The sequence below is a fragment of the Paenibacillus sp. LK1 genome, assembly GCF_002750415.1.
In the GTDB taxonomy this organism is placed as follows: domain Bacteria; phylum Bacillota; class Bacilli; order Paenibacillales; family Paenibacillaceae; genus Paenibacillus; species Paenibacillus taichungensis.
The window spans coordinates 1-25947 of the sequence record NZ_PEII01000003.1 but is presented as its reverse complement, the minus strand read 5'-3'; the positions used below and the strand labels follow the sequence as shown (position 1 = coordinate 25947).

Here is a 25947-nt window from a genome sequence, read left to right as displayed (position 1 = left end):
ATGATATCAATGGAATACACGTTCAATTCGAACAACAGCAAGTATATTGCCGATTATGAAGAGTTGTCAGTAGAGGATAAGAAGTATTGGACAGAAAAGAGATACTTTGCAATGCGTGAATTTGTAGATAAGTATTGCAAAGAACCATTGTCAAATCTGATTCTCGCAATTCAAGTGGATAAAACAAGGTTAACATCAGATCGGTATAAGCCAATCAACTCCGCATTGTCTGAATCTATTGGTATTGATCGTAGTAATAAAAATGATGTAGCTATGAAAAACATATTCGACAGCATACTACTTGATGTGTACAAGGTAGATGATAGGCTTGGAATGATCAATGATCTTGTGGAGAACATCATCAATGACAAAAATAAAGAATAATTGGATGGGCGTTATTTATGTAGTGATGGTTGTTGGACTCTCTTATCACTTCTGCTTAGGAATCATAAGGTGATGGTTACACTATTTGATGAGATTATGGAACTAAAACTTATTGTTGTACCTTATCGAACATACAAGACTAAGAATACAACAAGAAGATTTAAAGGTGACAGAATCAGGTTTCAAGATCGTTTGAAAGCAGCCAAGTGTAAACTAGATAGGAAGTGTAAGGAAGTTACATTTATCTTAACAGATAGAAATCAGTTTATTGATGACAGATCAATCGCTATGGACGAGTTGAAAAAGATTCGAAGATTCAAAAAGAGGTTGAGGGAGTTGGACTCCAGTAAAGATTATGAAGTTGACTTCAATCAATTGATGAATGAAATAAGTGGACTATAGTTAAACAACAATAAATATATGGATTGTAATTATAAAATAATAATATTATAATCATAAAAGAAAGAGGTGCAATGATGATTATTAAAGTAACAAGCGCAACAGTAACAAGTACATTTACAAACGGATTCGATGCCGATTTTACATTGCATGGTGATAACACGGTACATAGTGGAAGGCTGTACGAGAAGCATGGACACAAGGAGAAATATGAGATGGCGGTCTATCTGACTGATGCCATGAGGAAGTACACGAATGAACCACATAGTGAAGTAACAGATAAGATTGCAGCACAGATAGTAAAATTGATTGGATAATAAATAAGAGGACTCATTTAGAGTCCTTTTTTGTTTGTGTTTTATGTTTAGACTTATCTGAATCCGATTTTTCTTTGCTAATCCTGAGCTGTTCTTTTTGTACCTCTAACATCTCTCTACTTATCTCAACCTGTTCCTTGCTGTGTTGCTCTATAACGGCATTATGTCGCTTGGTTTCGTCCACTAGATCATCGGTTGGATCTGGTATTAACCAATTAGGTACATAGATTTGAAATAATAGTACGAGAATATACATGAATATATTTATACTAGTTTTATTGAAACCTGTTTTACTAAAATCAATTTCTGCTCCAACCTGAGAAGATAATACTTCCTCCATACTGTCTAGTATTGGTTGAAAGTGAGCCTTAGTTTCTGGGTCATTCTCTATTTCGTTTTCGATATTTTTGATATCTGAGGAAATATCTTCAGGGATGGTATCTATAAATGTTTGTATGGAATTATAATCAATGTTTGAAAATGCGTTAATCATTGCCTTATATGAAGGTGAATCATAGAAAGTTTGAGTTGTATATTTTAAAATGTCTCCAAGTTTTTGTAGCTCGTGTATTGTGCTTAAGTAAGAAGGTGAGGATGTTACTTTAGAAAGTTCCATTAATGATTTAGAGAGTGGCTCATACTTAGACATATCTAATCCTATTGAAGAAACAGCCAACACAGAATTTGATAATCTATCCAAAGCCCTTAGACGATGAGAATTATTAACCATACTAATCTGTCCCACCATCTTAGTTACAGAAGATTGATTTAGAGCTTTTGCGACCCTTGAAAGTGCGCTTATTTGTTCGCCACGTAGAACAGACATACTTTTACTAAGTGCTTTTAATTTCTCATAATCATTATTCGTCATGTAACACCTTCCTTAGTTTATTCGTATATTACAGTATACCACACACTACCATAAAGAAATAAGCCCACATGAAGTGAGCCGAAGGTTATGTATACTTGAGATTCTATTTTCGTTTAGCATATATAAAGCCAGAAACTAAAGCATACAGCCCAACCAATGATACAATAACAGTTGCAATAGTATTGGTTAAGAATACTGAAGTACCTAAGAAGATGGCAGCAATAGACAGTCTCAATGATGCTTCCTTATTCATTTGTTAACACTCCTCACATTAGAATTACCTACACACATTGACTATAGTCAACAACTATTATATACTTTACTCAATTACTTTATAGGTTAAGGGAAAGTGGAGAGGTGTTTGTTTCCTCTCCGTCATAGTCATCAGGCTTGGGTGAGCCTGTCCATCATTTGCGCTTACGTTTCTGAGAAAAACGTTTGCGCTTTTTTTGTTTGGCTTTCTTACGTTTAGCTATGTATTCTTTGATGTCGTGATACACTAGCCGTAAGAATGTTAGGATAGATACGATGATTGCTATCTTTTGCCAAGGGTCCATGTTCTCAACTCCTTCCCTTAACCTATATCTATTATACCACATGTTATTTTATAATGTAAAGATATATATTTATTCTTAAAGGTGTGATATTAAATTGTTATCTGCAATTTAGATTTTAAAAGGAAGTGATGAGATGGCTAGGCTAGATAGCTACTATACTGATGGTGATACACTTGTTATGCACATGCACATTAAGACAAAGAGCAAGCTAAGATACGATGTGGAAGTACGAATAGACAAGTCCCAGAATACATATACAGCAATTGAAAATGGATTTGAAGAAAATGAAATTATAATTCGGGATGAGAAGTTGGAACCTGAATATGTGGAATCGGAAATGAGAATCTGTATTCAAGAATCGATATTGTCACTTGCAACTTTAGAGAGAGCAGATGGTAATTTGGATCTGGCAGAGTATATAAGCAGCATACTGGACTGGCTATGATGCAGATAGGATAGATCAGTGGAGTGATAGCCAAGCTGGTTAGTATTGATGATTAGAGTTAAGCCATGAGAATAGGAGTAATACAGTGAGTAATAGTTATTTAGTACAGGCGAGTAGATGAGATAATACATTTATGTAAACCAAGTTGTGTACAATTGAATACTTCCCCTCCGATTTTACTGTTACCCTTTGGCTGAGTCCACTGTACTATAACAGTAAAAAACAGCCTGAAAAAACTGATTTTCTCCCAATTTTTTTCCAATTTTAAAATGAATCTGGTTCAATAATATGTCATCTCTATCCAATTCCTATCAGGTACATAATATACCTTATATACCTGATAGATACCACACAATATACCTTGTGTAGTACCTAGAAACAGGGTAGGGGGGTATTAAAAATTCAAAAAGGTGGCAAAATTTCCAAAATATCCTCTAGCACTTCCACTCCGAGACTCTGAATTATTTATCACCTCAAATTTGCCCTGTTTTTCACCCACTCCAGTCGCTATTCCAGTCGCTAAACTCCTTATATATCAACGTTTTTCCACTCTAATTATCATCAATTTTCACTCAATTTCACCCAAAATTACACTAAAACAGCTCAAAAACATTGATATTACAGCCTTTTCGCGACTCTACTTACCTCATTTTAACCATATATCCTTTATTGGCTTGGTTTCTTACACTTGTTCCCTCAATTTACGACTGGAATTTTCCCTTCCTTTTAAGTAAAGAATAAAGATACAGATTGACACATGTTATTTTATCACTTATAATGAGATTACGGTGATCATACCGAATACAAAAAGGAGGACAATGGACTGACTCCCAAAAAGAGACGTACAGTAACAGATATCATAGGAAACGAGTATGAACAATGGCAGCAAGGCGAGATTATCACAATTGAAGCTGGAACTGGTGTAGGCAAGTCATACTTCATCAAGAACACTCTATATGAGAAGGCTAAGCGTGAAGGAACTAAGATACTGTTTCTCCTTAACCGAACACGACTCAAGGATCAATTTACAAACGAAATTAAACAGGATAACAAAGAGGATACGATAGATATAGTCCTTTACCAGTCAATTGAAAGTGTTTTACGTAGAAATGAGACATATATATATGAGAGCTACAAATACATTGTATCTGATGAGTTTCACTATTTTCTTACTGAATCTAAATTCAATAAATTTACTGAAGACTCATTTAAGAACATAATTGAAGATAACAATAGAATTCGAATATTTATGTCTGCAACAGCGGATGCAACAATTGAATACTTTCAGAAGATTGGTATTGATCACCGAATGTATAAAATAGAAAATAGTGCAACGAATATCAGAAGTTTAAGTTTTTATAGAAGTGAAGAAGTCCTCGAAGAGTTCCTAAGCAGTATTAAAAAAGAGAACAAAGCAATTGTATTCACTAAAAGTGCAACTAGAGCATATGAATTACATAAAAAATTCAGCGATTCGGTTTTTGTTTGTTCTGAAACTGGAAATTCGGCGTACAAAAGGTATGTCAAGAAAGATAAGGTTGAAGAAATGCTGAATTCTGAAATGTTTAAAGAGCAGTTTTTGTTCACAACATCGACTTTGGACAATGGAATAAATTTTAAGGATAAGAGTATCAAATACATAATCTGTGATATTGAAGATATAGATATACTCATACAGTGTATCGGAAGAAAGAGAAGTTTGAACGGTCACGACAAGGTGAACATAATAGTAAAAAGTATTACAAATAAGGAGATATACAGAAAGAAAAAGTTGGCAGAAGAGTTAATTGAACCAGCTCTCTATTTGAAAAATAATGACACCGCCATGTACATAAGAAAATATTCCAAGAATGACGAAGCATCCTCCAATAGGCTGATTTATGACAGAAACATAGGTGATTCATTGGAGTACGAAAAAGTTGTTAATGAAATTAAACTCTACAAGGTTCTTTATGATATCAAAATTTACGATAAAATGCTTTCAGAGGAGAATGGATTTATGAACTATCTGCAAGACAAACTACAGCAATTTTCAGTTTCAGTTATTGATGATCATTGTAAGATAACAGGATTGTATGATTACTTAGATAATATTGTTGGGCAGCGTCTATATAAAGAAGAACAGAAAGAGCTAATCTCTAAAATAGGTTTAAGAGACAATTATAATAGAATACAGAAAAGTTGTGACTCCTTAAATTCATATTTTAGGAACAATAAGATGCCCTATCACCTCAGAGACAAAAATAGGGATGGTAATCGTAAGTTAGTAGATGGTAGCCCCAATCCCAAATTTAACAAGACATATTGGACTCTAGCCAAACATATTTGTTGAAAATGGAATAAGGAAGAAATATACATATTTCAAAATTGCCTGTATTATCAACGATTTTAATCATAATTTGTCGCATTATTATGCAATAACCTATTATAGTGTTACTTCAAATGTGATGTAATAGTACATAAAAACCTATTGATATCAACGTTTATGTAATTTCTTTGTCGCATTATTATGCAACACAAATGTACCAAATGGAGCCGCAAAGGAGGTGAATTGCCAATGGCAAGAGGAGGAAACGGCGGCAGGCTGATTAATTCGTTTACGAGCGTAGCGAAGTGATTTAATTAGGATGGTGATAGAGTTTCCTCCTGATTACTATCACTAACACATCAATAATAATAGGTGACGAGATCCATTCCGTTTCACTCCATGGCTGTCGTTCACCTTCATCCACAACAAAAACCGTTGTGTCTGTCATTTGGTTTACTTCTTTTTAATGAGTATCAATAACAATAAATAATAAATAGTAAGGGAGAATTATAAATGAAAAACAATAAATTTGAAAAGTCTGCTTTGGAGGAGTTTTTAGACAAACGTATCAACAAGAGACTATATAAGAAAGATCAAGTTGAATTAGCGAAAATGATTTACTTGACCGATGCCGGACACAAGCTACAGAAGGGGTACAAGTTGATCAATGAATACTTTAATGATAACAATCTGCCATTCACTATTAATGGGATTTACTTCGACAAAAGAGAAACATTGAGTGATGGATCTGTTAATCCAAACTATAAAAAAGGTTACTGGTTAATGGCTAAATACAGTGTAAATTAATTCTAAAAAATAATAAAATAATACTGGAGGTTTTAAATATTAGCCTAGATAAACAGTTCATGATTTACTCTTTTGACACAACAGATTTTTACACTGAAGAAGAAAAGGACGCCGAGTCCAAATTACGTAAACTAAACGGCATAAATAATAGACTCAAGTTGAAGAAGAAGTTCTATACAATGTCCGAGAAAAAAAAGAAGGAATTTTTGGCTAAGTTGACAAAGGAAAACGACAAAGTCATCAGAAAGGGTAGAAAGCCAAAGGTTTTTGTTAAAGATTACATTATAAACGAGTCCCGTTACAAAAGGATATTAAAACGAATTACGAAATACAACAAAGCATACAATGATATGAAAAATCATTTTAAAAACAAACTTGCTGCCAACATGGGAACTCGTGAACTAAGGGTTGATTCCTTTAAGAATTCTAATCTGATTAGTGTGTTTGATTCTGTTTTGACTCGAACTATCAGCCTGAACTCAAAAGAAATTTCAAAAGATATATTTGTTATTGAAACATACTACTATGAGGTTCTGGAAAGTTTAATTAATAATGGATTCCTATATGAGAACAATAAATATATATTTTACACAGCATCTGCTGGACAGATCAGAAACAAAAAGTCTGTTTTTATAAAGAAGAACTTGTACGATCAATTCCAAAACAGTCTGATGTGTGGACTGACATGGGAAGAAATAAATAAACGTGACGGGATCAATGTTAACAAATATCTTGCGTATCTTGCACTGTCTAATTCTGCAACAGATGAGTGGGTAGGATTTGACATTGATAGAGTAATTGTTGTGGATGATTTTAAATCTAATGTAAATTGTGAAGTGGATTTTATTGATCATGAATCATTTGATATTACTCGCAAAATTATGGATGTTCCAATCGAACACACTGATGGTTGTGGCATGATGCTGCCCAAAGTAAGCAGGAAGCCGTTTATGGTTCGTGCTCCATGGGTGAAAGGATTACTTATGCCTTTCCCATTTGATAAATTTATCAGAGAAAGGAATAGGGATGTTGGCTCAGGACTATATGGAACAGTTAAGGATATTTACGGTAAGGAGTATCATCTCATTAAAGATAGGATCGAAATCATTTTAACCAAGAGCCAGTTTAAGAATTGGAAGTACTATGATTCGTGGGATGACTATAAAGAGAAGTTTAAAAAGTATAGTTGTCAGGTAGGAACATGCAACATAGAACCTGATCGACCTAAAAACGCCAAAATTAACTATCAAATGCTGCAAACACTGACCGATATGACAGAAGAGGAATTAAGAAAGATTAGCCAAAAGACAGTTGATAAAATAAGAGCAATTGGTTCAGATAAGAAAACGATGCTTAGTGTTATGGGCGTAAATGATTCAAACACGAATAAAAATCATTATCAAAAGGCGTTGGAAATTTATCCAGAACTATTAAAAGATGCACATAGTAAAGAATCACTAAAGAAAATAAAAAGTAGTTTAACGAAGAATGCTCGTGGTGGAAAACTGTTTATAGATGGAAAGTTTATCTTCTTCTCACCTGATTTATACGCTTTCTCTCAATGGTTAATTTTAGGGGATAAGAATCCAAAAGGATTACTTAAAAACGGAGAAGTCTATTGTTCACTATATGATGATAAAGAGAAATTGGATTGTTTAAGAAGTCCCCATCTATACAGAGAACACGCAATCAGAACAAATAAGATTGAGAAAGAGATGAAGCGCTGGTTTATTGCTAAGAGTCTTTACACTAGCTGCCACGATCCAATCAGTAAAATTCTTCAATTCGATGTGGACGGTGATCAGTCATTAGTCTGTAGAGATAAAGATATCTTGCCAATAGCAGAGAGAAATATGAAGGGGATAGTACCTCTTTATTATGAGATGAAAAAGGCTGAACCTGAGAGATTGAGTAATGATAGTATTTACAGAGGATTAGAAGAAGCATACAAACATAGCAATATAGGAATTATAAGCAACGATATATCTAAGGTTTGGAATAGCAAAGATTTTGATTTAGATTTAATAAAGTTGCTAGTCTGTGAAAACAATTTTGTCATTGACTACGCTAAGACACTTTACAGGCCGATCCGACCAGAGCATATAGACACAAGGATAAAAAAAATAGCAAATCTTAAACTTCCTTACTTTTTTAAATATGCTAAAGACTTGGAACTGGATAAGGTTCAGCCGAAGAATGATAGTGTTGTTAATATGTTAGATCATGTTATACCAACAACGCGGCTAAATTTTAATGCTACGGATTTGGGAAACTTAAATTATAAAGTGTTAATGAGCGGAAAGAAACATAAAGATAATAGTTTAAAAGGTACTATCATTGAAGCATATACTTCTAGAGACTTGCAAAAATATAAAATTGAGAGTAAGCAAGTAAAAGGCGAATGGACTGGTGACAACCTTCCTATTTACCAAATTATCAGAAATGAGATTATTGATATTGGCCTAGATTTAGAATACATAGTAGATATTTTAGTTGAGTATTTGTATGAGTATAAGAAAAGTGATTTTAAAACAACATTGTGGTCATGTTTCGGCGCTGAGATTTTAGAGAACATCAAAAACAACATTAAGGACAGTTCAGTACAGTGTGAGCGCTGTGGTGAGCGAACAGAACCAAGAGGTAAAAAGAATCTATATTGTGTAGATTGTGCAGATATCGTGAAGAAAGAAAAGGCCAAAGCAAGAAAAGAACGATTTGAGAATAAAAATATGAACGCTTCTTAAAAACTCTGTAACGCCTGATACATAAAGGTTTGTGGCTCATTTTTAGAGGTTTATTACGCAAAAATAATACAAAACCCTTATGTATCAAGGGTTTTCTTTGTTTTCCTTAATGGTGTTTTAAGGAGGAAGAAAGGCTACTTTACAAACAAACAAAGCATGAGTATTTCTCCCTACCTTTTTCATTGATCAAATTTGCAATTAGCAGTATCCCGCCTAGCATAGCGGATCTTTTATTAATTTTAGACATGAATTAATAATTGCTTTAGATTTACTCAAACATCGAGCCAACTATCTCTCCTCCAAGAATAGTTGGCTCATCCTATTTTCTATTGTTAGTTGAATATTTTTGATTTGAATACTGAACTAACAATAGAATCATTACATTAGAAAGGTGATTCTAAAATGAGCGAACAAGAAGATAAATTAAATCCTATAAAAATGACATGCATCAGTTGCAGGAAGCCATGGACAGTAAGCACAAAAACGTATTATGAGCACAATAATCCAATGGTTGGAACTAAATATTATCCACTCTGCAAGAAGTGTATCAATAATTTTTTAAATGGTGATGAGGATTCAAAGCAAGAACGAGTTAAAACAATTTTACAACAATTAAATCGACCTTGGATTGCAGATATGTGGGCCTTCTTTGAAAAAGATTGGGGTAAATATATAAAGCATATTGCATCCCTTAATGGTTCTAAAACTTTTTTAGATAGTGAATTCAGTGAGAATGAAGAAAAAAACGAAACCCAAAACACATCAGTAACGAACGGTGATCTTATTGATAAATGGGGGAATGGATATTCTTTATCAGAATACGAAGCTTTTGAGAGAAAATTTGAATTTCTAAAGAAAGACTATCCTCTAAAGAATACTATGCACATCGAAGCTTTAAAGAAATACTGTCGCTATGCAGTAAAAGAAGAATTTGCTCTAGCAAATAATGAATTTAAAGAAGTAGAGATGTGGTCTAAGTTAGCAACTAAAGCTGCTGATGATGCAAAAATTAATCCAAAACAATTTACAAAGGCAGATTTAACAGATGGTATAGATAGCTTTGGTGAGGTTAGTAGAGCTGTTGAAAAAGCCGTTGATGTCGTTGATATTCTTCCAAGATTTATTGAACGTCCTAATGATAAAGTTGATTTTACTATTTGGTGCTATGTGAATTATGAGAGAGAACTACAAGGCTTGCCATTAGTTAAGCACAGTGATATTTATAATTTTATTGAAGAAAGAAAAAATGCCTACAATGAAAAGTTAGAGACAGATGAATTTGGTGATGCTATTTGAATGTAGAATATAGAAATAACATAGAAGAGAATATTGATAATTACACCGACTTTATAAGTTGGTGTAGATGGAATCCTGATTTGTGGTACGACTTAATTACACCAGATACGGGAGCCATTAGGCTTGATTTGGATCAACGAGTATTCCTTAGATGTATCACAAGATTTGTTAGTACTTATGGAGTGTTTCCTCGTGGATACGGTAAAACCGTCATAGAAGTAATGGGTATGATTCACTGTGCTATTTTCTATCCAGATACAAAAATTTCAATGACTGCACAGACTCAAAGTAACGCGAGTGATTTATTGAAGGACAAATGGAACGAACTTGTTGAGTTCTATCCTTTACTAAAAAACGAAATAACAAAAACGCCGTCCTTCGTAAAAGATAGCGCTGAAATATTGTTTAAATCGGGTGGAAGAATTGATGTTTTAGCCAATGCACAGTCAAGTAAAGGTAAACGTCGAAGAAGATTAAGTATTGAAGAATCTGCTTTATTGAATAATAAACTATATGAAGATGTCTTGGAGCCTATTCCTAACGTACCAAGAAGAACTATAGGAAAAAAATCCCTAATAAGCCCAATCGAAATGCATGGTCAAATCAATTTTTATACGACTGCTGGATTTAGAGGAACGGACGAGTTTGAAAGAAATGTTAGCATGGTCAAAGAAATGGTTGAGCTCAAAGGCAAAATCGTTTTGGGATCTGATTGGAAATTGGCAGTCAATTATGGTCGTGGTGAACCAAGATCAACAATTTTAAATAAAAAAGAAAGTAGTAATCCTACATTTTTCGCACAAAACTATGAAAGCAAGTGGGTTGGAAGCGGAACTGGTGCTTTAGTAGACATACGCAAACTGTTGGAACTTAGAACATTAAGCACTGCTGAGTTAGCATCGGACGGCAAACATGAATATATTCTTTCTGTGGACGTGGCGAGATCCATTCAAAACAATAATAATGAAACTTCAATATCTGTTTTAAAGTTGATTAGAAATAGTAATGGAAAACTAAAAAAGATTCCATTGGTTAATCTGATCAACTTCAAGAATGGTTTAAATTTTAAAGAGCAGGGTATTCAAGTAAAGCGATTAAGAAAGAAATATAATGCTAGTGTAGTTGTAATAGATGGTAATGGACTAGGTACTGGTCTAATAGATGAATTGATGAGAGAAGTTATTGATCCTGAAACAAATGAAACTTTAGAATGTTGGGATACTATAAACGACAACAGAGAACCAGAAATAAGCGGATCACCAAAATACATATACAATTTTATGGGACAAACTTCTAATAGTAACGGCATAGTAACTTTCATGGATATGGTTGAGTCCAAGAAGCTTGAGCTTTTAGAAAAAGATACGAAAAATAAGCTTGATGATGCTGATTATGCTGCAAAGGAATATCCATTCATTCAAACAGATCGATTGATTGAAGAAGTTTCAAATTTAAAGTTTAAAGAGGTACAAAACAATAAATTATCTGTGGAGCAAGTAGTAAGGAAGATAAATAAGGATAGATACTCATCTTTAATGATGGGTCTTTGGTATATTGATACATTTCTAAACAAAACAGTTGAACAAGTTAAAGTTGATCCAAAGAGAATGTTCTTGTTTAAGAAAGCTAATCTATATGGTAAGGAGGGAAGATTTTGAGTGAAGAAATTCCCGCTTCGAAATATTTAGAAATTTTCAAGCAAATGAAACTCATTGGTATCGATAACAATAATAGAAGAACATCTGTTGTTAATACGTATACCAAAGTTGAGGTTAAAGATTTATTAAAAACAAGGGAAAATAGAAAAAGTCAGCAAAAATTACGAATTATCAGTAAAAACCTATATGAAGCATCTGGTCATTATAAGAGTTTAATTAATTACTTTTCAACTTTACATACAATGGATCATATTGTTGAACCTCTTTCCGTGGACATTAATAGTGTCAACGTAAAAAAGTATAGGAAAGAATATGAGGAATATTGTAGAGCGATTGAGCAAATGGATATAGCAAACTCATTTTCTGAAGCCAGAATGACTGCATATATGGAGGGTGTCTTTTATGGATACACTAGAGTAAGTAAGGATGGTTTTTACATTCAAAAACTTGATCCTGATTACTGTAAAATAAGCGGTATCAACTCAAACAATGGTTTGTTAGTGTATTCCTTCGATTTTTCTTACTTCGATATAAATCCATCTCAAATTAGTTCCTTTCCTGATGAATTCAAAACAATACAGACAAGAGTTTCAAGTAATAAGCAGAGAACGGATAAATGGGAAGTTATTGATTCACCATTTGCACTCTGCATTAAGACATCTATTGATTATAATCCTACACCAGCGTTTGCAAGTGTGTTTGAAGGCATCTTAGACATTGCTGATTTTAAGAGTCTAGCAAAAACTAAAGAAGAGATAGATAACTTTATGCTACTTCTTCAGAAGATCCCAATGAAGTCGGATGAAGCAGACAAGTATATGTTAAATGCTGATACAGTATTTGAAATGGATGAAGCTCTAAGAGAAAATACCCCAGATCAAGTAAGCTCTGTAACTGGCCCAATGGATATCACAGCTATAAAGTTTGAGAAAGATTCATTTGATAAAAACAAAGTTGGTCAAGCAACCGAACAACTATGGGAAGAGTCTGGGGTTTCAGGTTTACTCTTTAATACCAGTAGCAATACTACAACTGCTTTAAAGTACTCTTTAACAACAGACGAAGCTTCAGCCTTTAGATTGATTAAGAGCATCGAAGTTTGGTGTAATGCTTACTTGATTTCAACTCTCAAAACTAAGTATCCATTCAAATTAGATATTCTCCCCGCAACAAAACATAATCGCAATGAACTTCTAGAGTCTGCTTTGAAAGCTGCCAATAGTGGATTCTCCACAAAGAATGAAATTATGGCTCTACGTGGTTACTCTCCAAATGCTGCAACAATGAATTCCTTCCTCGAAAATGAAATCTTAAATCTTCCAGATAAACTTATTCCTTTATCTTCAGCTCATACATCTAGTTCTGATTCCAGTAAAGGGCAACCTGAAAAGCCAGTTGAAAAACTTTCTGAAAGCGGTGTGAAAACTAGAGAAAATGAGTCCAACGAAGAAGTGTAAAGGAGGTGAAAAAAATAAGTAAGGTGATTAGATTTAATGTTCAAATGGAAAATGTTGAACAAGTAGATTCAAGATTTTCAAAGTGTAAAATTCGTGTTCTGTATGCTGGATTGAACAGAAACAATACATACATTTCTGAAAAAGTAGTTAACGAAGCTGCTTCAAGTGCTTTCAATATGCCTATTGTTGGTGAGTACGATTCACGCTCTGAGAATTTTGAAGGTCATGGTGGGAAGATTGATGTAACAGGCGAAAAGCCAGAGTACATTGAAACAACCATTCCCTATGGGTTTGTGCCCGAAACGGCAGAACTATATTGGGAAGAAGTAACTGAAGATGACGGTAAAGTGAATAAGTACTTTGTCATTGATGGTGCGTATTTGTGGACTGATAGATTTCAGGAAGCTGCTGAACTACTAAAAAATGAATTCAATCAATCTATGGAGATTAAAAACATTGAAGGTAACTTCTCAATGATCGATGGCAAAAAGGTATATGAAGTTAAGAAATTTATGTTCTTAGGCTTCTGTATTCTTGGCATCAATAAGGAGACTGATCCATATGGACATGTCGAACCTTGTTTCGAGAGTGCTTCAATTGTGGGGTACTCCTTGATTGATACAGAGTTTAAAAAAGAATTTAAGAATATGGTTCAGGAAATTAAATATTCGTTGAAAGGAGAAGGTAATTTGAAGAATAAATTTGCACTAACTGCAACTCAAATGTTTGCAGAAGCTGAAAAAGAAATTAAAGGTTTGGGTACATATACTGATCCATATTGGGAAATGGAAATTCAAAAATATTACTTGGTTGATATTGATTCTACCAATTCTAATGTGATTGCCTTTGATAATCAGAAACATCAACTTGTTGGGGCAACCTTTAGTATTGATGGTGATAAATTTACCATTGATGCCGAATCCATTAAGAGATTCAAAGTAGATTACACACCAATGGATATTGATGTTGAAAGTAATTTCTCTTTGACTGAATTCTCTGACTTTGCAAAACAAGTCAAAGAAAACACAGAAAGCAGAGTGAAATCTGATTATGAAAGTAAAGTTGTAGAAATCGAAAACAAATTTGAACTACTTCAACAAGAATATGATGATGTGAATTCAAAGTATTCTGAGAAACTTGTTGCTGAACGTGAACAAGCTGAAGTTGAATTGTTTGAACATTTTTCATCCGAACTTACAGAAGATGAGATGAAGGCAGTAAAAGACGACAAAGCAAACCTGTCGCTCGATGATATTGAAAGTAAATTGTATACGTTGGTTGGTAAGAAGAAAGCTAAATTTAGCTTTGAGACCAATAAACCAAAATTTATTTCAGTCAATACAAATAGCAACACCAATAAAAAAGAAGACCCGATTGATAAACTCATGAATGGTCAAATTTAACTAAAATATCGGAGGAATAAAAATGGCAGTACGTTTGGATAAAATGCAAGCATCATACAGTGGAAATATTGAAATTGGAATCGCAAACTTTGACGTGGAGAACGGAGAGGTATTAACTATTGGTGGTCTAGTTGATGGACATCGTGAAGCGGTCATCGCTGCTACACCAACTGATGTTACCCTTGATAAAATTCTTTTGGCTGCTTCACCAGAAATTGTCTATGAAAAAGAGAAGCATAACATTCTAGACTTTGTGAATAAAAAGGGTGAGAAGATTCGACTTTATCACCATGCAGTTGGAAACACAGTGACCGTAACAGACAATCTAATTGATGGAACATCGGTAAAAGGACAGTATTTGATTCCAGTTAATGGATCTAGCAAATTGAAGGCTGTTGCCGATCTTTCTGATAACACACGATTCGCTGCAAAAGTACTCGAAAAAGTACGTATCTATGGAGAGCCTGCAACTCGATATAAAGTAGAAAAACACTAATTAAAAAATACAAATTGATTGGGGAAAATAAATGAGTACAACAGATATTATTAGCGTAGGCGTAGCATTGGCAAATGGAGAGGTTGGAAAATATTCCGTTGAGGAATCTAACCAGAAATATCGTGAAGCATTAAATAAATTGACGGGTTCTGAAAATGGCGAATTTGATCCAAAGAAATTCCGTAAAAATAAGATTGAAATCTTTGAGATTATTGAAGAAGTGATTGATGCTAGAGTGGAGGAAGGGATTAAAGATGAGCTTGACCGTTTTGTAGATGTTCGATCTGTAAAATTCGGTGACAAGCTATCCTTCCTGCCGGAATCAGATGAACTTTTTCATGTTTCAGAAATAGCAGGTGGTACAAATAATCTGAGTAGACAACGACTTACTCCGGGCAGACCTTACCAAGTCAAAACTGGCTGGGAGGGTGTGAAAATTTATGAAGAGCTTGAACGGTTTCTGGCTGGATACATTGATTGGATGAAACTAATTAGTCTAATTGAGCGGTCATTTGGGAACAAGGTAAAAGAGAAAATCTTCTCTGCACTGAATGAAGCATACGATAGTGTTTCTGCTCCATACAGTTATGCTGGAACTTGGGATATTGAGGAATTCAATGATATCATCACACATCTGGAAGCTGCTACGGGACTATCACAGTTGGTATTGGGAACTCGAAAAGCAGTACGTAAAGCTATTCCATCCTATGTTTCAAATGAAATGATGAATAATCGTAACCAAGCGGGGTATTTCGATACAATTGATGGAGTTAGCTTCGCTATCTTACCTCAAAGACACAAAGCTGGAAGTACAGAACTAATGTATGATGACGATTTCTTGTTGATTATTCCTAATGGTGAAGAGAAAATTATCAAACTGATCTTTGAAGGAGAAACAATCATTGAAGATAATGATGGCAGTTTGAATGCTGATATGTCAAAAGAATACTTCGCTGGCAAGAAGTTTGGAGTGGGCGTTCTTACTTCAGCTAAGTTTGGAGTTTATAAACTATCATAATTAGATTATTCCATGGGGAACTCTCGTTGTTCCCCTAAACTTTTAGGAGGTTAAGATGGCTACAAGAAAAAAAACGATTGAAGATAGCACGGCTGTTAGAGTTGTAAGTGAATACGATGGAGTTTTGGTTTATAAATGTCCAAAGACGAGTGAAAGGTTTCTGTTTAATGAATTTGGTACTTCAGATAGTATGACCGTTGCCCAGTTGAGAACTATGTCAGCACAACATCAAAGATTTTTCAAAGATGGTTGGCTGAAAGTTGAGGATGATGAAGTTGTCCAGCATCTTAAACTTGAGAAGCACGCTAAGAAAATCATTACTAAAGAAGATTGCGTAGAGCTGTTCAAAGAGGGTCCAGAGCTTATTGAAGAAATTTTGAGCAAACTTGAAAACGATCAATCTAGACAGAACGCTTTCAGATATGCACAGAATGAATATGTGAATGGTCGTCTACGTGATCATTTCGTGATTAAAGCTATTGAAAAAGGTTTGGGAAAACAACTAGACCCGAACTCTTAAAAGGGAGGGCTAGTTATAAATACACAGTTTGAAGAAATCTACGATGTGTTTCTGAGTCAAATAAATGATTTTGAATTTATTGAATCTGATATGGACAATCAACTCAAGTTTCGTTATTTGTTGAATAGTATTACTAAGTTCGATAAATGTAAGTCGAATCTAAAAGAGCGCAACTCAATAGAATTCCTTTCAGAACTTTCCGACCAAGAAATCATGATCCTAGGAAAGTTTATGGTTATTGAATATCTGTCACCTAAGATCATTTCATACAAGAATCTTGAGCAAATGATGAGCACAAGAGACTTCTCAATGACCTCCCAAGCAGCTCACCTCAAACAACTTATGGATATCAAGCGTGAAACCAATAGTGAAGTGGAAAATTTAGTTATTCGATATACATATAACAATATGAAATTGAGTAAATTACGATGAGCTACTTAGATAAATATACTCGTAACAAACCTAGCAGTTTGAGAGAATTAAGAGTTTCTGATACTAAAAGGTTGTTTAAAACTCATTACAAGGATACTCCTTCATATTTTAAAGTTAAATCTGCCAATAATGATTTATTTTATGAAATGCAGATTAACGATTCATCTGATCTGAAAGACCAAAAATCATTAACCACGAGCATTGATTCTCTTATTTCATTGGGAGAAACGATTAGTTGGAATGATGAATATTGGATTGTAGTTCATTTTGACAAGAACATGGGCGATGTTTACAAACGTGGTCGAATGTATCAGTGTTTGCATCAATTAAAGTGGATTGATGATGAAGGAGCAATTCAGAATACTTGGTTCACATATTACTCTAATGATATGGGGAGTCTGGGCATAAAAGAGGGAAACATATTTTCCCTTCCAGATGAAACAAGAAGGTTGATTATCCAAAACAATGATTACACTAACAAGTTCGACAAGGGTCAAAGGTTTATCTTTGATAGGAGATCTTGGGATATCCACTATATTGATAGATTGAATTCTAATCTAATCTACATTGTCCTCAAAGAAGATCAATTTAATACAGCTACAGACAATCTTGAGCTTGAAATTGCTAATTACAATAAATTAGCCAAGTATGAAATTTCAATTTCGAATGGCGAGATGCTTGCTATTAAGGTAGGTGACACATTACAGCTCAATGTTAAAACTACGAAAAATGGAACTCCGGTTGAAATACCTCTTTTATTCACTTCTTCAGATGATTCCGTAGCTTCTGTATCTGATACAGGGCTTGTTTCTGGTATTCAAAAAGGCAGTTGTAGCATCCAAGCTTCAGGCAAGGGTGTTTCAACAAGTATTGAATTGAATATCATTGAAGAATTGACCCCGAATTACACCGCTGAAATTATTGGAGAAGACAGTATTTACCTCAATAGAACCTCTACTTATACAGCCATATTTAGAAACAATGGATCTGAAATAGCAGACACTTCTAGGTTTTGGATTACTGCTTTAGATGGTATATCTACTACTGATTTAGCCATAATTGAAAGTCAAAATCCTTCCAATAGGACTTGTGTAGTTAAGAGTAATAACAATCGTAAACTTGGAAGCTTTACTTTACATGTTGAGAATTCAAATGGACTATCGACAGGTAAAAAAGACATAAAAGTTAAATCACTAATCTAGAAAGGAGATGTCATTTGAACACTATTTTGCGATTCGGTGAAATGAAGGCCGAACAATTTATTCAAGGAGTAAATAACAACTGGATTGTTTATAGTCCACTCCCATATGCAAAACAACATTCTTCCGGTATCGATGATCTGGTTATCATTAATGGATTGAACACCAAAGAGATTGTAGATGCTGATTTGGATGTGACCATTGATTCACAATATGATTACGTTTATTCAATTTCAACTGATAATAAGCTAAAACTTTCATTTGATAAGTCTAAACACACCGACAAGTCAAGTGTAGTTGAAGCGTTGAAATGTGTAGCTATTACATATGCTTTAGGCAATCTTAAGCCTAACGGTAACTACTACAAGGTTATTGTTCGCAATAGTCTTGGTGAGGAAATCCATCGTACAACACCGATGACGCTCGATAAGGTTGATAAAGTTATTTCAACTTTTGATGACACAAGGGATGTTGGAACAAGCGGATTTTTGAGTTATCAAATTGTTCATGACTATATTGTGGAGTAGCCATGTCTAGATTCTCAGGATTATCTAAAGATCGGCTTGAGGTATTAGATAGGTTACTTTCTGACACGAATATCCTAAAGGCTGTTGTACATAACGATACAAGTTTTTTGGATAAGGAAATTCCGAATGTAGACGATGTAGTGTATAAACATATCTATCCTCATCGTTTCATTCCCAAAACGGCAGATGAGAAGAAAACTTATATAACCATATCATTCGGTAAGTTTCGTCCTGTAGGAACAGCATTCAAAAGTGGATTTGTTACGTTTAATGTGATCACTCATCAAGACTTGTATCGAACCGATTATGGATGTATGAGGGTTGACTTTATCATTCAAAAGATTGATGAATTGATCAATCAGACTAGAGGAATGGGAATTGGCAAGGTTGAGTTCAGCAACTCTGATGAGATCAGTTTAAACACTGACTATCATGGGATGTATATTACATATAAACTATGCGATTTCAATTGAGGTGATGTCTATGATTGATAGAATGCAAGCTTTCTTAGGCCATCCAACTAAGTTCAATGAATCATATATTCACTCACCCAACTTAGATGAAATTGCAATTATGGGATACATGGAATATATGATTAAACTTAATTTCTCTTTATTTGATAAAGAAAAAATCCTTCTTGATATGTTTGGAATGGATGAGAACGAGTATGACTCAATTGAATCTTCTCCTGACTATCATATTTTAACTGACCATCCTCAACTAAGAGAACATATCATCGATTCAATTGAATTTTTCACAAAGAGTAAAGTTTCTTTTGATTCTGATACAGGTTCATTTTTGATAAATGGAATTGAGTTCATCAACGAAAACACCTACTTAGCATATGTGGATATTATTAAGCAGTTAAACGTAGTTGAGTCTAACTCAGACAATGGTCGAAGAAAGACAGCTAAAGCAAAGTCATTTCAGGATCGTATCAACTTCTTCAAAAAGAAAGCACAAAAAAAAGAAGACGTGCTTGAAATTAAAGATATCCTCTCTATACTGTGTAATGCAGGTATAAATGGAATCAATATATTTAATGTTGGCACACTTAGCATTTATCAGATGTATGAGGAATTTGAAAGATTGAACGTCAAAGAAAGCTTTAGTAGGTTGCTGCCTGTTTGGGCAAATGGACATTTAGGGGAAAGTAACAAGCTACCTGAATGGATAAAAAGAACAAAACTTTAATCTCCACTCTACTAAGGGTCGGAGATTATTTATATTAGGAGGAATTTATTAATGTTTACAGATGGTCGTTACGGTAATCGTGACATTCTAGATTTGCAGATTATTGACTTCGTAAGTAGCACCCCATTGATGAAAATGGACTATGCTAATACTTCGTCTCTTGAAATGGCATCAAGTCGTGTTTATGCAATGGGTGCAGGTACTCGGCGTATTGCATGGGATGGTGAAAAAACAGCCACTCTGACAGTTGAAACACAAATCTTCTCGCTGGAGCATTTGGCAATCTTGGCTGGCGAAGAAATTAAACGTGGCAAACAAAATGTCTACAAGACAGAAATCTTGCAAGTAGGCGTGGGTAACACTGTAACACTGAAGAAGGTTCCAGTTGGCGATGTAGTAGTCTTCCCATTCGTGAACGGTCTTTCTGTAAAAGAAAATCAGACTCATACTGTTTCCGATAAAACAATCACAATTGGAGCTGGTGCAACAGTACAGCCGGGTGATGAAGTTGAGGTTTACTATCAAACTGAAGTTGCGCAGGCAAGCAAACTATCCTTCACCGCTAAAGGGTTCCCTAAATACGTGAAATTGGTTGGCGACACTATTTGGATCGATGAAACCAGCACAGAGGAAGTTGGATCACAAATGGTGTTCTATAAAGCCAAAATTCAACCAAACTTTACTATCTCTAATAGTGCTGAAGGAGATCCAAGTACACTCACTCTTGTATTTGACCTCTTCCCTGCAAAAGTAGAGGGCGTAGATACTTTGATTGACTTGATCGTTTACGATGACCAAGACTAATAATACATAAGATTTAATTTAGATTAAATGATGGACAGGGCTAGTCTCTGTCCTATCTTTTTAGGAGCGACTACACAATATGAGATATGTTAATATGGATCACTTCTATGAAAACCAAGGAATGCTTACAACTTGGATTAGAAATGAACTTGGGGCAACCATTATTGATGTTAGCAGGCTGTCTTCACTTACAGTGAAAGAGATAGAAGGTTTCGAGCAAGGTTACACCAGCAACAGTCTATATGACAAATGTCTCAAGGCATTGATTGAATATGCAAGAGAAACGAATCAATCGTTTACGGAATTGATGTATCGTCTATACGATGTAAAGTCTAGATAAAATCTAAATTTGATTCAGACAGAAGTTACCTTGTAATGGGTGCTTCTTTTTTGTGTTTAATCAGGAGCAACGATTCGAAGATAACTTAAACGGGAGTGAATATAAATGGCAAATAAAATTACACTGGAAACAATTGAACAATACCAACATCAAGTTGAACGGAAGTTAGTCACCATTAAAGATGTCTTTGATAAAGAATATGAAGTTGAAATTGATAATGTGTTTGTTACATCTAAGATTGAAAAAATACACAAAGAGATACTGGAAATTATTGCAGAAATTCATCAGCAAACAGATATCTCTGAGAAAGAGGCAATGCAAATTTTAAAGTTGTTGCCTTTATTGACAATCCGAGAGTTTACGGACGTTCCCATCCCAGAGAAACTATCTTTCATCGAATTAGTTGGGATCGTTATTAAACTTAGTGATGGTGGAATTTTGGAAGCAGTACATAAAGAGCTTCCCAAAAAAGAATTAAGAAAGATTGAAAACAACAAGGATGTTAATCAGCAAGTAATGAATGCTGCTGGTCAATTGGCACTTGTGTTGACAAATAAATAAATAATTTCTGGGGGTGACAATAGTCATCCCTATTTTTTTTATCTCAAATTATAAGGAAGTGTATATATGTCTAACAGCGATCTTCGAATTCTCATTGATGCGGGAATAAGTGAGAGTAATTCAATAAAGAATATTAATGATGGAATTAAAGCCATCTCCAATTCGAAATCACTTCAAACATTGAGCTTAAAAGTTAATATAGATCCTAGTTTTGTGAAATCCATAGATGGCTTCATTAAAGCCACACAGCAATTAAATAAGGCACTTGTACAACAACAACAAGTTGTTAATGAAACTACAAAAACTATTAAACATCTGGACGGTAGCATTGAAAAGGTTACTGAACGACATTTGGCGAATGGCGAAGTAATCACTAAGACAAACAAGAAAATTGACGAAAATATTAAACGTGTTCAAGACGAAACTAAAGCGTTTAATGATCAGGCAAAAACACTCAAGCAACTAGAAAAAGAATTACAGGGTTACGGAAGAACAAGCACGAAAGTAAACAATAACAAGGCCGGAGAAATCACAGGGTATAAGAACACATATCAGAACACTGCTGGACAAAAAGTTACGGTTAATACCGATCTTGACGGCAATGTTAAGAATTACAGTCAATTAACAGATTACATAAAGCAACAACAGGAAATGACTCGTGTAGCAAATGAAGAAAGTAAGATAAGAAAAGCAATCGCGGCTCAAGAACAAAAGGCTATTAATGATCAAATCTCAATGGATAAACTCCATAAGCAAGCACAAGATATAAACAAGAAAGTTAACGATAGCTATAAGACATCTCTTGAGAATATGAGCAACAAACTAGCTATCAGCATGAGTAACTATGAGCGTAAGGGTAACAAAGAAGCCGCAGACGGAGTTAGAGAGCTTCAGAATAGGCTAAACCAATTTACTGATACAAAAGGTGTAGCTGGTTACAAGGCCATGCTTCAGCAACTTAACAGTGAATTTAATAAGATTACTACTAATGCAAAGGTTAGTGGACAATCAATAAACAGTCTCGGTAATCAATTCACAAGCGCGACTCAAAAGGTAGCCCTTTGGTTGGGCGCAACTACGGGAGTCTTTGCTCCAATTCGTATGTTAAGAAGTGGGCTTGAAGATATCTATAATATGGATAAAGCAATGACCGATTTAATGAAAGTCACAGATGAGACAGACTCTACTTATCAAAAATTCGTTAAAACCTCATCAACGTTAGCTGACTCTATAGGTAATACAACTTTGAACGTTGTTAAGTCTGGATCGGAATGGTCGAGATTGGGCTATGATATTCAGACAGCGCAGAATATGGCAAAGCAAACATTAGTCTATCAAAACGTTGGTGACATTAAAACACCAGAAGATGCATCTAAACAATTGATTTCATCTATTAAAGGTTTCGATATTGAAGTAGACAGAGAAGCTAAGAATGTTGCCAAAGTTGTAGATATCTATAATGAAGTTGGTAACAAGTTTGCCATTTCAACTGATGGCATCGGTCAAGCAGTACAACGCTCAGCATCATCGTTGTACACTGCGGGTAACACTATTGAAGAATCTGTAGCATTAATTACTGCTGCAAATACAACCGTTCAAGATCCAGCAAAAGTAGGTAACGCACTAAAAACTTTATCAATGCGTTTACGTGGTGTTGACGAGGATGGTGCTGCTGTTGATGGTTTGCTTCCATCATTAGAAGAAAAATTCCAATCAATCGGACTTACTCTCAAGAAAGACGAAAAGACATTCAAAAACACTTATGAAATTTTTAGTGATTTGCACAGTGTATGGGATAGATTGAGTGATATTCAACGAGCGGACGTTTTGGAACTTGTAGCAGGAAAAATGCAAGGCAATATTGCATCTTCCATGATTGAGAACTGGAATGATGCTGAAGGAGCTTTGCAAGCAGGGTTGAATAGTTTTGGATCTGCTGCCAAGGAAAATGCTGCCTTCTTGGAGTCGATGCAGGGACACATTGCAAAGTTTAAGAATGCCGTTTCGGATTATTGGGGAAATAGTTCAAGCAGAGATTTCTTAAATTCCATGATTGACGCTGGAACAACTCTTGTAAAGACTCTTGGTAATGCAGGAAGAACTCTAGCAATCGCAGGAGGTTTGTTTGTTGCTTTCAGGTCAAAGGCAATTGTGGAAACAACAGTAAGCCTATATAAATTTGTTACAGGATTATTTGCAACTAAGACTGCTATTGATGGTGCTGGCAATTCTGCATCTCAGGCGGCAACAAAAATGACTATATTTCAGCGGTCTTTGGGAGCAATCGGTTTAGTTGTTAGTGCTGCATCAATTCTTGTATCTGTTATGTCTCAGGTGAATAATGAGACTGAAAGAATGAATGATACAATTGAGAAAACAAATCGCAAACATGAAGAACTTTCAAATGAATTAAAAGATTCAACATCATATTACAAAGAGAATTACAATGAAATCTCAAATAATGCCGATGTTAAAAATAAATTGTTCGAACTTCAAAATAGATTAATTGATACATACGGGTCTGAAGCAAGCGGAATCAATCTAGTCAATGGTAGCTACGAAGAGCAAATTGCAATCCTTGAGAAATTAACTCAAACTCAACTAAAAAATAAGATAGCTGAAGATCAAATACTTGTTAATTCCATCCAAGAACGTAAATACGCTTCTCCCGTTCTTTCTGGAGGTGTTTTTAGTAAGAACTATAAGGTTGATGAAGATTTCAGTCAAAGAAAAACCAAAGACTTGAGTCTAGAACAATATTATCAAGAGTTGCTGAATATGCGCGATAATCTTATGAAAAGTGATTTTGATAAGATAACCTTCGCTGGCTTATCTAAAGCACCTAAAGATGCAGAATCTCTCCAAATAGCATTGGAATCAATCAATAAGACGATTGAAGATCTTCAGCCTTCGATGGAAACTATTAATCAATTAGAAGCAGACAAGAAAAAAGAGATTGAAGCTAATACTTCGGCTCAACAGAATTACAATGATACACAAAAAGAACTGTTCAATACAGTAAGCAAATCTCTGTCAAAGCTACCCACTGAACAATTCAAAAATGTAATTGCAGAAGCATCAAAAGAAATTAAGAACTTCGATGGATCAAATCTTGAAAAGACTGTAAATTCCATTGCAATGTTTTCAAGTTTAGATGGGAATAACGAAGTTGTTCAAAGCCTTTATGACATATTTAGTAATGCCACTAAAGCCGCTGATGGAATGTATATGTTCGGTGGATCTGCAAGTGAAGCAACTGAGGACACTAAAAAATATGCAGAAGCTGTAAGTGATACTATTGATGATATTGGCGAGTTAAACGACACTATGTACAACTTATCTAAAGGTACGGTACTCTCTGCTAATGAGATGACTAAGTTGACTACGAAGTATCCAGTGTTAGCCAAGAATGTTAAAGAGTTAAAAAACGGATATACAATTGAAAAGTCAGCGCTAGAAGCATTGAAGAAAACTAAAATTGACTACTTTAAAACTCTTGACACTCTTGGGCAAAAAGAGGTTATTGGCAACAAACAGGCACTTGTAGAGAAGATGAAAATTTGGGGAATTGAGATCGAAGCCCTGTCTACTTTAGCTGAGTTGAACGCTGCAAAAGCTCAAGTAGATATGAATATTGCTGCTGAAGTCGTAGTTGAAGATTTAACAGGTAAAGGTATTGAGAACCAAGCAGTAATAAATCAAGCTAAAAAGGCTCAACAAGCTGCTGCTGGACCATACAAAGAACTTCTAGATCGAATCTATGATGTGAATACTTCGTTTAAAACGATGCTCAGTTCACTTGATAATGTTGGATCTGCTAAAGATAAAGATAAGAAGACCACAGAAAAATTAAACAATACATATACAGATACCAATGAGATTCTGACCGAAACTCAGAAGAAACTTATCAATCTGGCTGATGCTATCAAGAAAGTTCAAAATGAACGTGGCACAATGGTTAAAGGTTCAAAAGAGTACATTGCAAGCTTAAAGGAAGAGAAAAAACTACTTGAGGAATCTATTTCCACTCAAAAGAAAGCTCTCCAAACTCCATCTGAACTAGTTTCGACTAAGGTTAAAACAACCACGAAAACAGCATCTGGTGAACCAGCACCAACCTCTTCAGTATCAACATCCTCTTCTTCTACAACAACATCTAGTGGCAGTTACTCTGGTAAATATGCAGATATAATCAATAAATATGCTTCTC

The 25947-nt window shown here is 34.7% G+C and carries 23 protein-coding genes; 21 read left to right on the top strand and 2 right to left on the bottom strand.

Annotation, left to right across the window (positions count from 1 at the left end; all coding sequences use genetic code 11):
* Positions 1 to 9 precede the first annotated feature (9 nt).
* Together CS562_RS07070 and CS562_RS07060 are read left to right on the top strand one after the other, a co-directional pair.
* Positions 10 to 384 (top strand): hypothetical protein, encoded by a 375-nt coding sequence (locus CS562_RS07070; protein WP_099854694.1) that lies wholly within the window; start codon positions 10 to 12, stop codon positions 382 to 384.
* A gap of 476 nt (positions 385 to 860) precedes the next feature.
* Complete coding sequence (locus CS562_RS07060; RefSeq protein WP_099854690.1) at positions 861 to 1100, top strand: hypothetical protein; 240 nt, start codon at positions 861 to 863, stop codon at positions 1098 to 1100.
* A gap of 13 nt (positions 1101 to 1113) precedes the next feature.
* Here the strand turns inward: CS562_RS07060 and CS562_RS07055 are convergent, their stop codons facing one another.
* On the bottom strand, positions 1114 to 1971 hold the full coding sequence (locus CS562_RS07055; protein ID WP_099854688.1) for a hypothetical protein: 858 nt from the start codon (positions 1969 to 1971) through the stop codon (positions 1114 to 1116).
* 103 nt (positions 1972 to 2074) lie between these two features.
* Complete coding sequence (locus tag CS562_RS32850; RefSeq protein ID WP_180287062.1) at positions 2075 to 2224, bottom strand: hypothetical protein; 150 nt, start codon at positions 2222 to 2224, stop codon at positions 2075 to 2077.
* Positions 2225 to 2661: 437 nt separating this feature from the next.
* Between CS562_RS32850 and CS562_RS07050 the strand changes: the two genes are divergently transcribed.
* The 19 genes from CS562_RS07050 to CS562_RS06955 form a co-directional block, all read left to right on the top strand.
* Positions 2662 to 2973: a hypothetical protein gene (locus tag CS562_RS07050; RefSeq protein ID WP_099854687.1), complete on the top strand. Its 312-nt coding sequence runs from the start codon at positions 2662 to 2664 to the stop codon at positions 2971 to 2973.
* Positions 2974 to 3796: 823 nt separating this feature from the next.
* A complete protein-coding gene (locus CS562_RS07045) occupies positions 3797 to 5305 on the top strand; it encodes a DEAD/DEAH box helicase (RefSeq protein WP_125477257.1) in 1509 nt (502 codons plus the stop codon).
* Positions 5306 to 5794: 489 nt separating this feature from the next.
* Positions 5795 to 6088: a hypothetical protein gene (locus CS562_RS07040; protein WP_099854683.1), complete on the top strand. Its 294-nt coding sequence runs from the start codon at positions 5795 to 5797 to the stop codon at positions 6086 to 6088.
* Positions 6089 to 6267: 179 nt separating this feature from the next.
* Entirely contained in the window at positions 6268 to 8832 is a 2565-nt protein-coding gene (locus CS562_RS07035) for an RNA dependent RNA polymerase (RefSeq protein ID WP_257219415.1), read from the top strand.
* 402 nt (positions 8833 to 9234) lie between these two features.
* Complete coding sequence (locus CS562_RS07030) at positions 9235 to 10128, top strand: hypothetical protein (RefSeq protein ID WP_099854680.1); 894 nt, start codon at positions 9235 to 9237, stop codon at positions 10126 to 10128.
* Positions 10125 to 11786, top strand: a complete 1662-nt coding sequence (locus CS562_RS07025) for a terminase large subunit (RefSeq protein ID WP_099854678.1) — start codon at positions 10125 to 10127, stop codon at positions 11784 to 11786. Before CS562_RS07030 ends, CS562_RS07025 begins: the two co-directional genes overlap by 4 nt.
* Entirely contained in the window at positions 11783 to 13243 is a 1461-nt protein-coding gene (locus tag CS562_RS07020) for a hypothetical protein (protein WP_099854676.1), read from the top strand. Before CS562_RS07025 ends, CS562_RS07020 begins: the two co-directional genes overlap by 4 nt.
* A gap of 5 nt (positions 13244 to 13248) precedes the next feature.
* A complete protein-coding gene (locus CS562_RS07015; protein ID WP_180287061.1) occupies positions 13249 to 14646 on the top strand; it encodes a hypothetical protein in 1398 nt (465 codons plus the stop codon).
* A 22-nt stretch (positions 14647 to 14668) separates the two neighbouring features.
* Positions 14669 to 15142, top strand: coding sequence for a hypothetical protein (locus CS562_RS07010; RefSeq protein WP_099854672.1), 474 nt, complete (start codon positions 14669 to 14671; stop codon positions 15140 to 15142).
* Between the two features lie 31 nt (positions 15143 to 15173).
* The gene (locus tag CS562_RS07005) at positions 15174 to 16160 is read left to right on the top strand and encodes a hypothetical protein (protein ID WP_099854670.1); all 987 of its coding nucleotides are present in this window, start codon (positions 15174 to 15176) and stop codon (positions 16158 to 16160) included.
* A gap of 55 nt (positions 16161 to 16215) precedes the next feature.
* A complete protein-coding gene (locus CS562_RS07000) occupies positions 16216 to 16680 on the top strand; it encodes a hypothetical protein (RefSeq protein ID WP_099854668.1) in 465 nt (154 codons plus the stop codon).
* Between the two features lie 428 nt (positions 16681 to 17108).
* Positions 17109 to 18314 carry an Ig-like domain-containing protein gene (locus CS562_RS06990; protein WP_099854664.1) on the top strand — a complete coding sequence of 402 codons (1206 nt, stop codon included), beginning with the start codon at positions 17109 to 17111 and terminating at the stop codon, positions 18312 to 18314.
* Between the two features lie 14 nt (positions 18315 to 18328).
* On the top strand, positions 18329 to 18838 hold the full coding sequence (locus tag CS562_RS06985) for a hypothetical protein (RefSeq protein WP_099854662.1): 510 nt from the start codon (positions 18329 to 18331) through the stop codon (positions 18836 to 18838).
* Positions 18839 to 18840: 2 nt separating this feature from the next.
* Positions 18841 to 19311: a hypothetical protein gene (locus CS562_RS06980; RefSeq protein WP_099854660.1), complete on the top strand. Its 471-nt coding sequence runs from the start codon at positions 18841 to 18843 to the stop codon at positions 19309 to 19311.
* 10 nt (positions 19312 to 19321) lie between these two features.
* Positions 19322 to 20032 carry a hypothetical protein gene (locus CS562_RS06975; protein ID WP_099854658.1) on the top strand — a complete coding sequence of 237 codons (711 nt, stop codon included), beginning with the start codon at positions 19322 to 19324 and terminating at the stop codon, positions 20030 to 20032.
* A gap of 51 nt (positions 20033 to 20083) precedes the next feature.
* Positions 20084 to 20836, top strand: coding sequence for a hypothetical protein (locus CS562_RS06970; protein WP_099854656.1), 753 nt, complete (start codon positions 20084 to 20086; stop codon positions 20834 to 20836).
* Positions 20837 to 20915: 79 nt separating this feature from the next.
* Positions 20916 to 21176, top strand: coding sequence for a hypothetical protein (locus CS562_RS06965; protein WP_099854654.1), 261 nt, complete (start codon positions 20916 to 20918; stop codon positions 21174 to 21176).
* A gap of 105 nt (positions 21177 to 21281) precedes the next feature.
* The gene (locus CS562_RS06960) at positions 21282 to 21737 is read left to right on the top strand and encodes a hypothetical protein (protein WP_099854652.1); all 456 of its coding nucleotides are present in this window, start codon (positions 21282 to 21284) and stop codon (positions 21735 to 21737) included.
* A 66-nt stretch (positions 21738 to 21803) separates the two neighbouring features.
* A partial coding sequence (locus CS562_RS06955; RefSeq protein ID WP_099854650.1) for a phage tail tape measure protein occupies positions 21804 to 25947 on the top strand: 4144 nt, incomplete at its 3' end.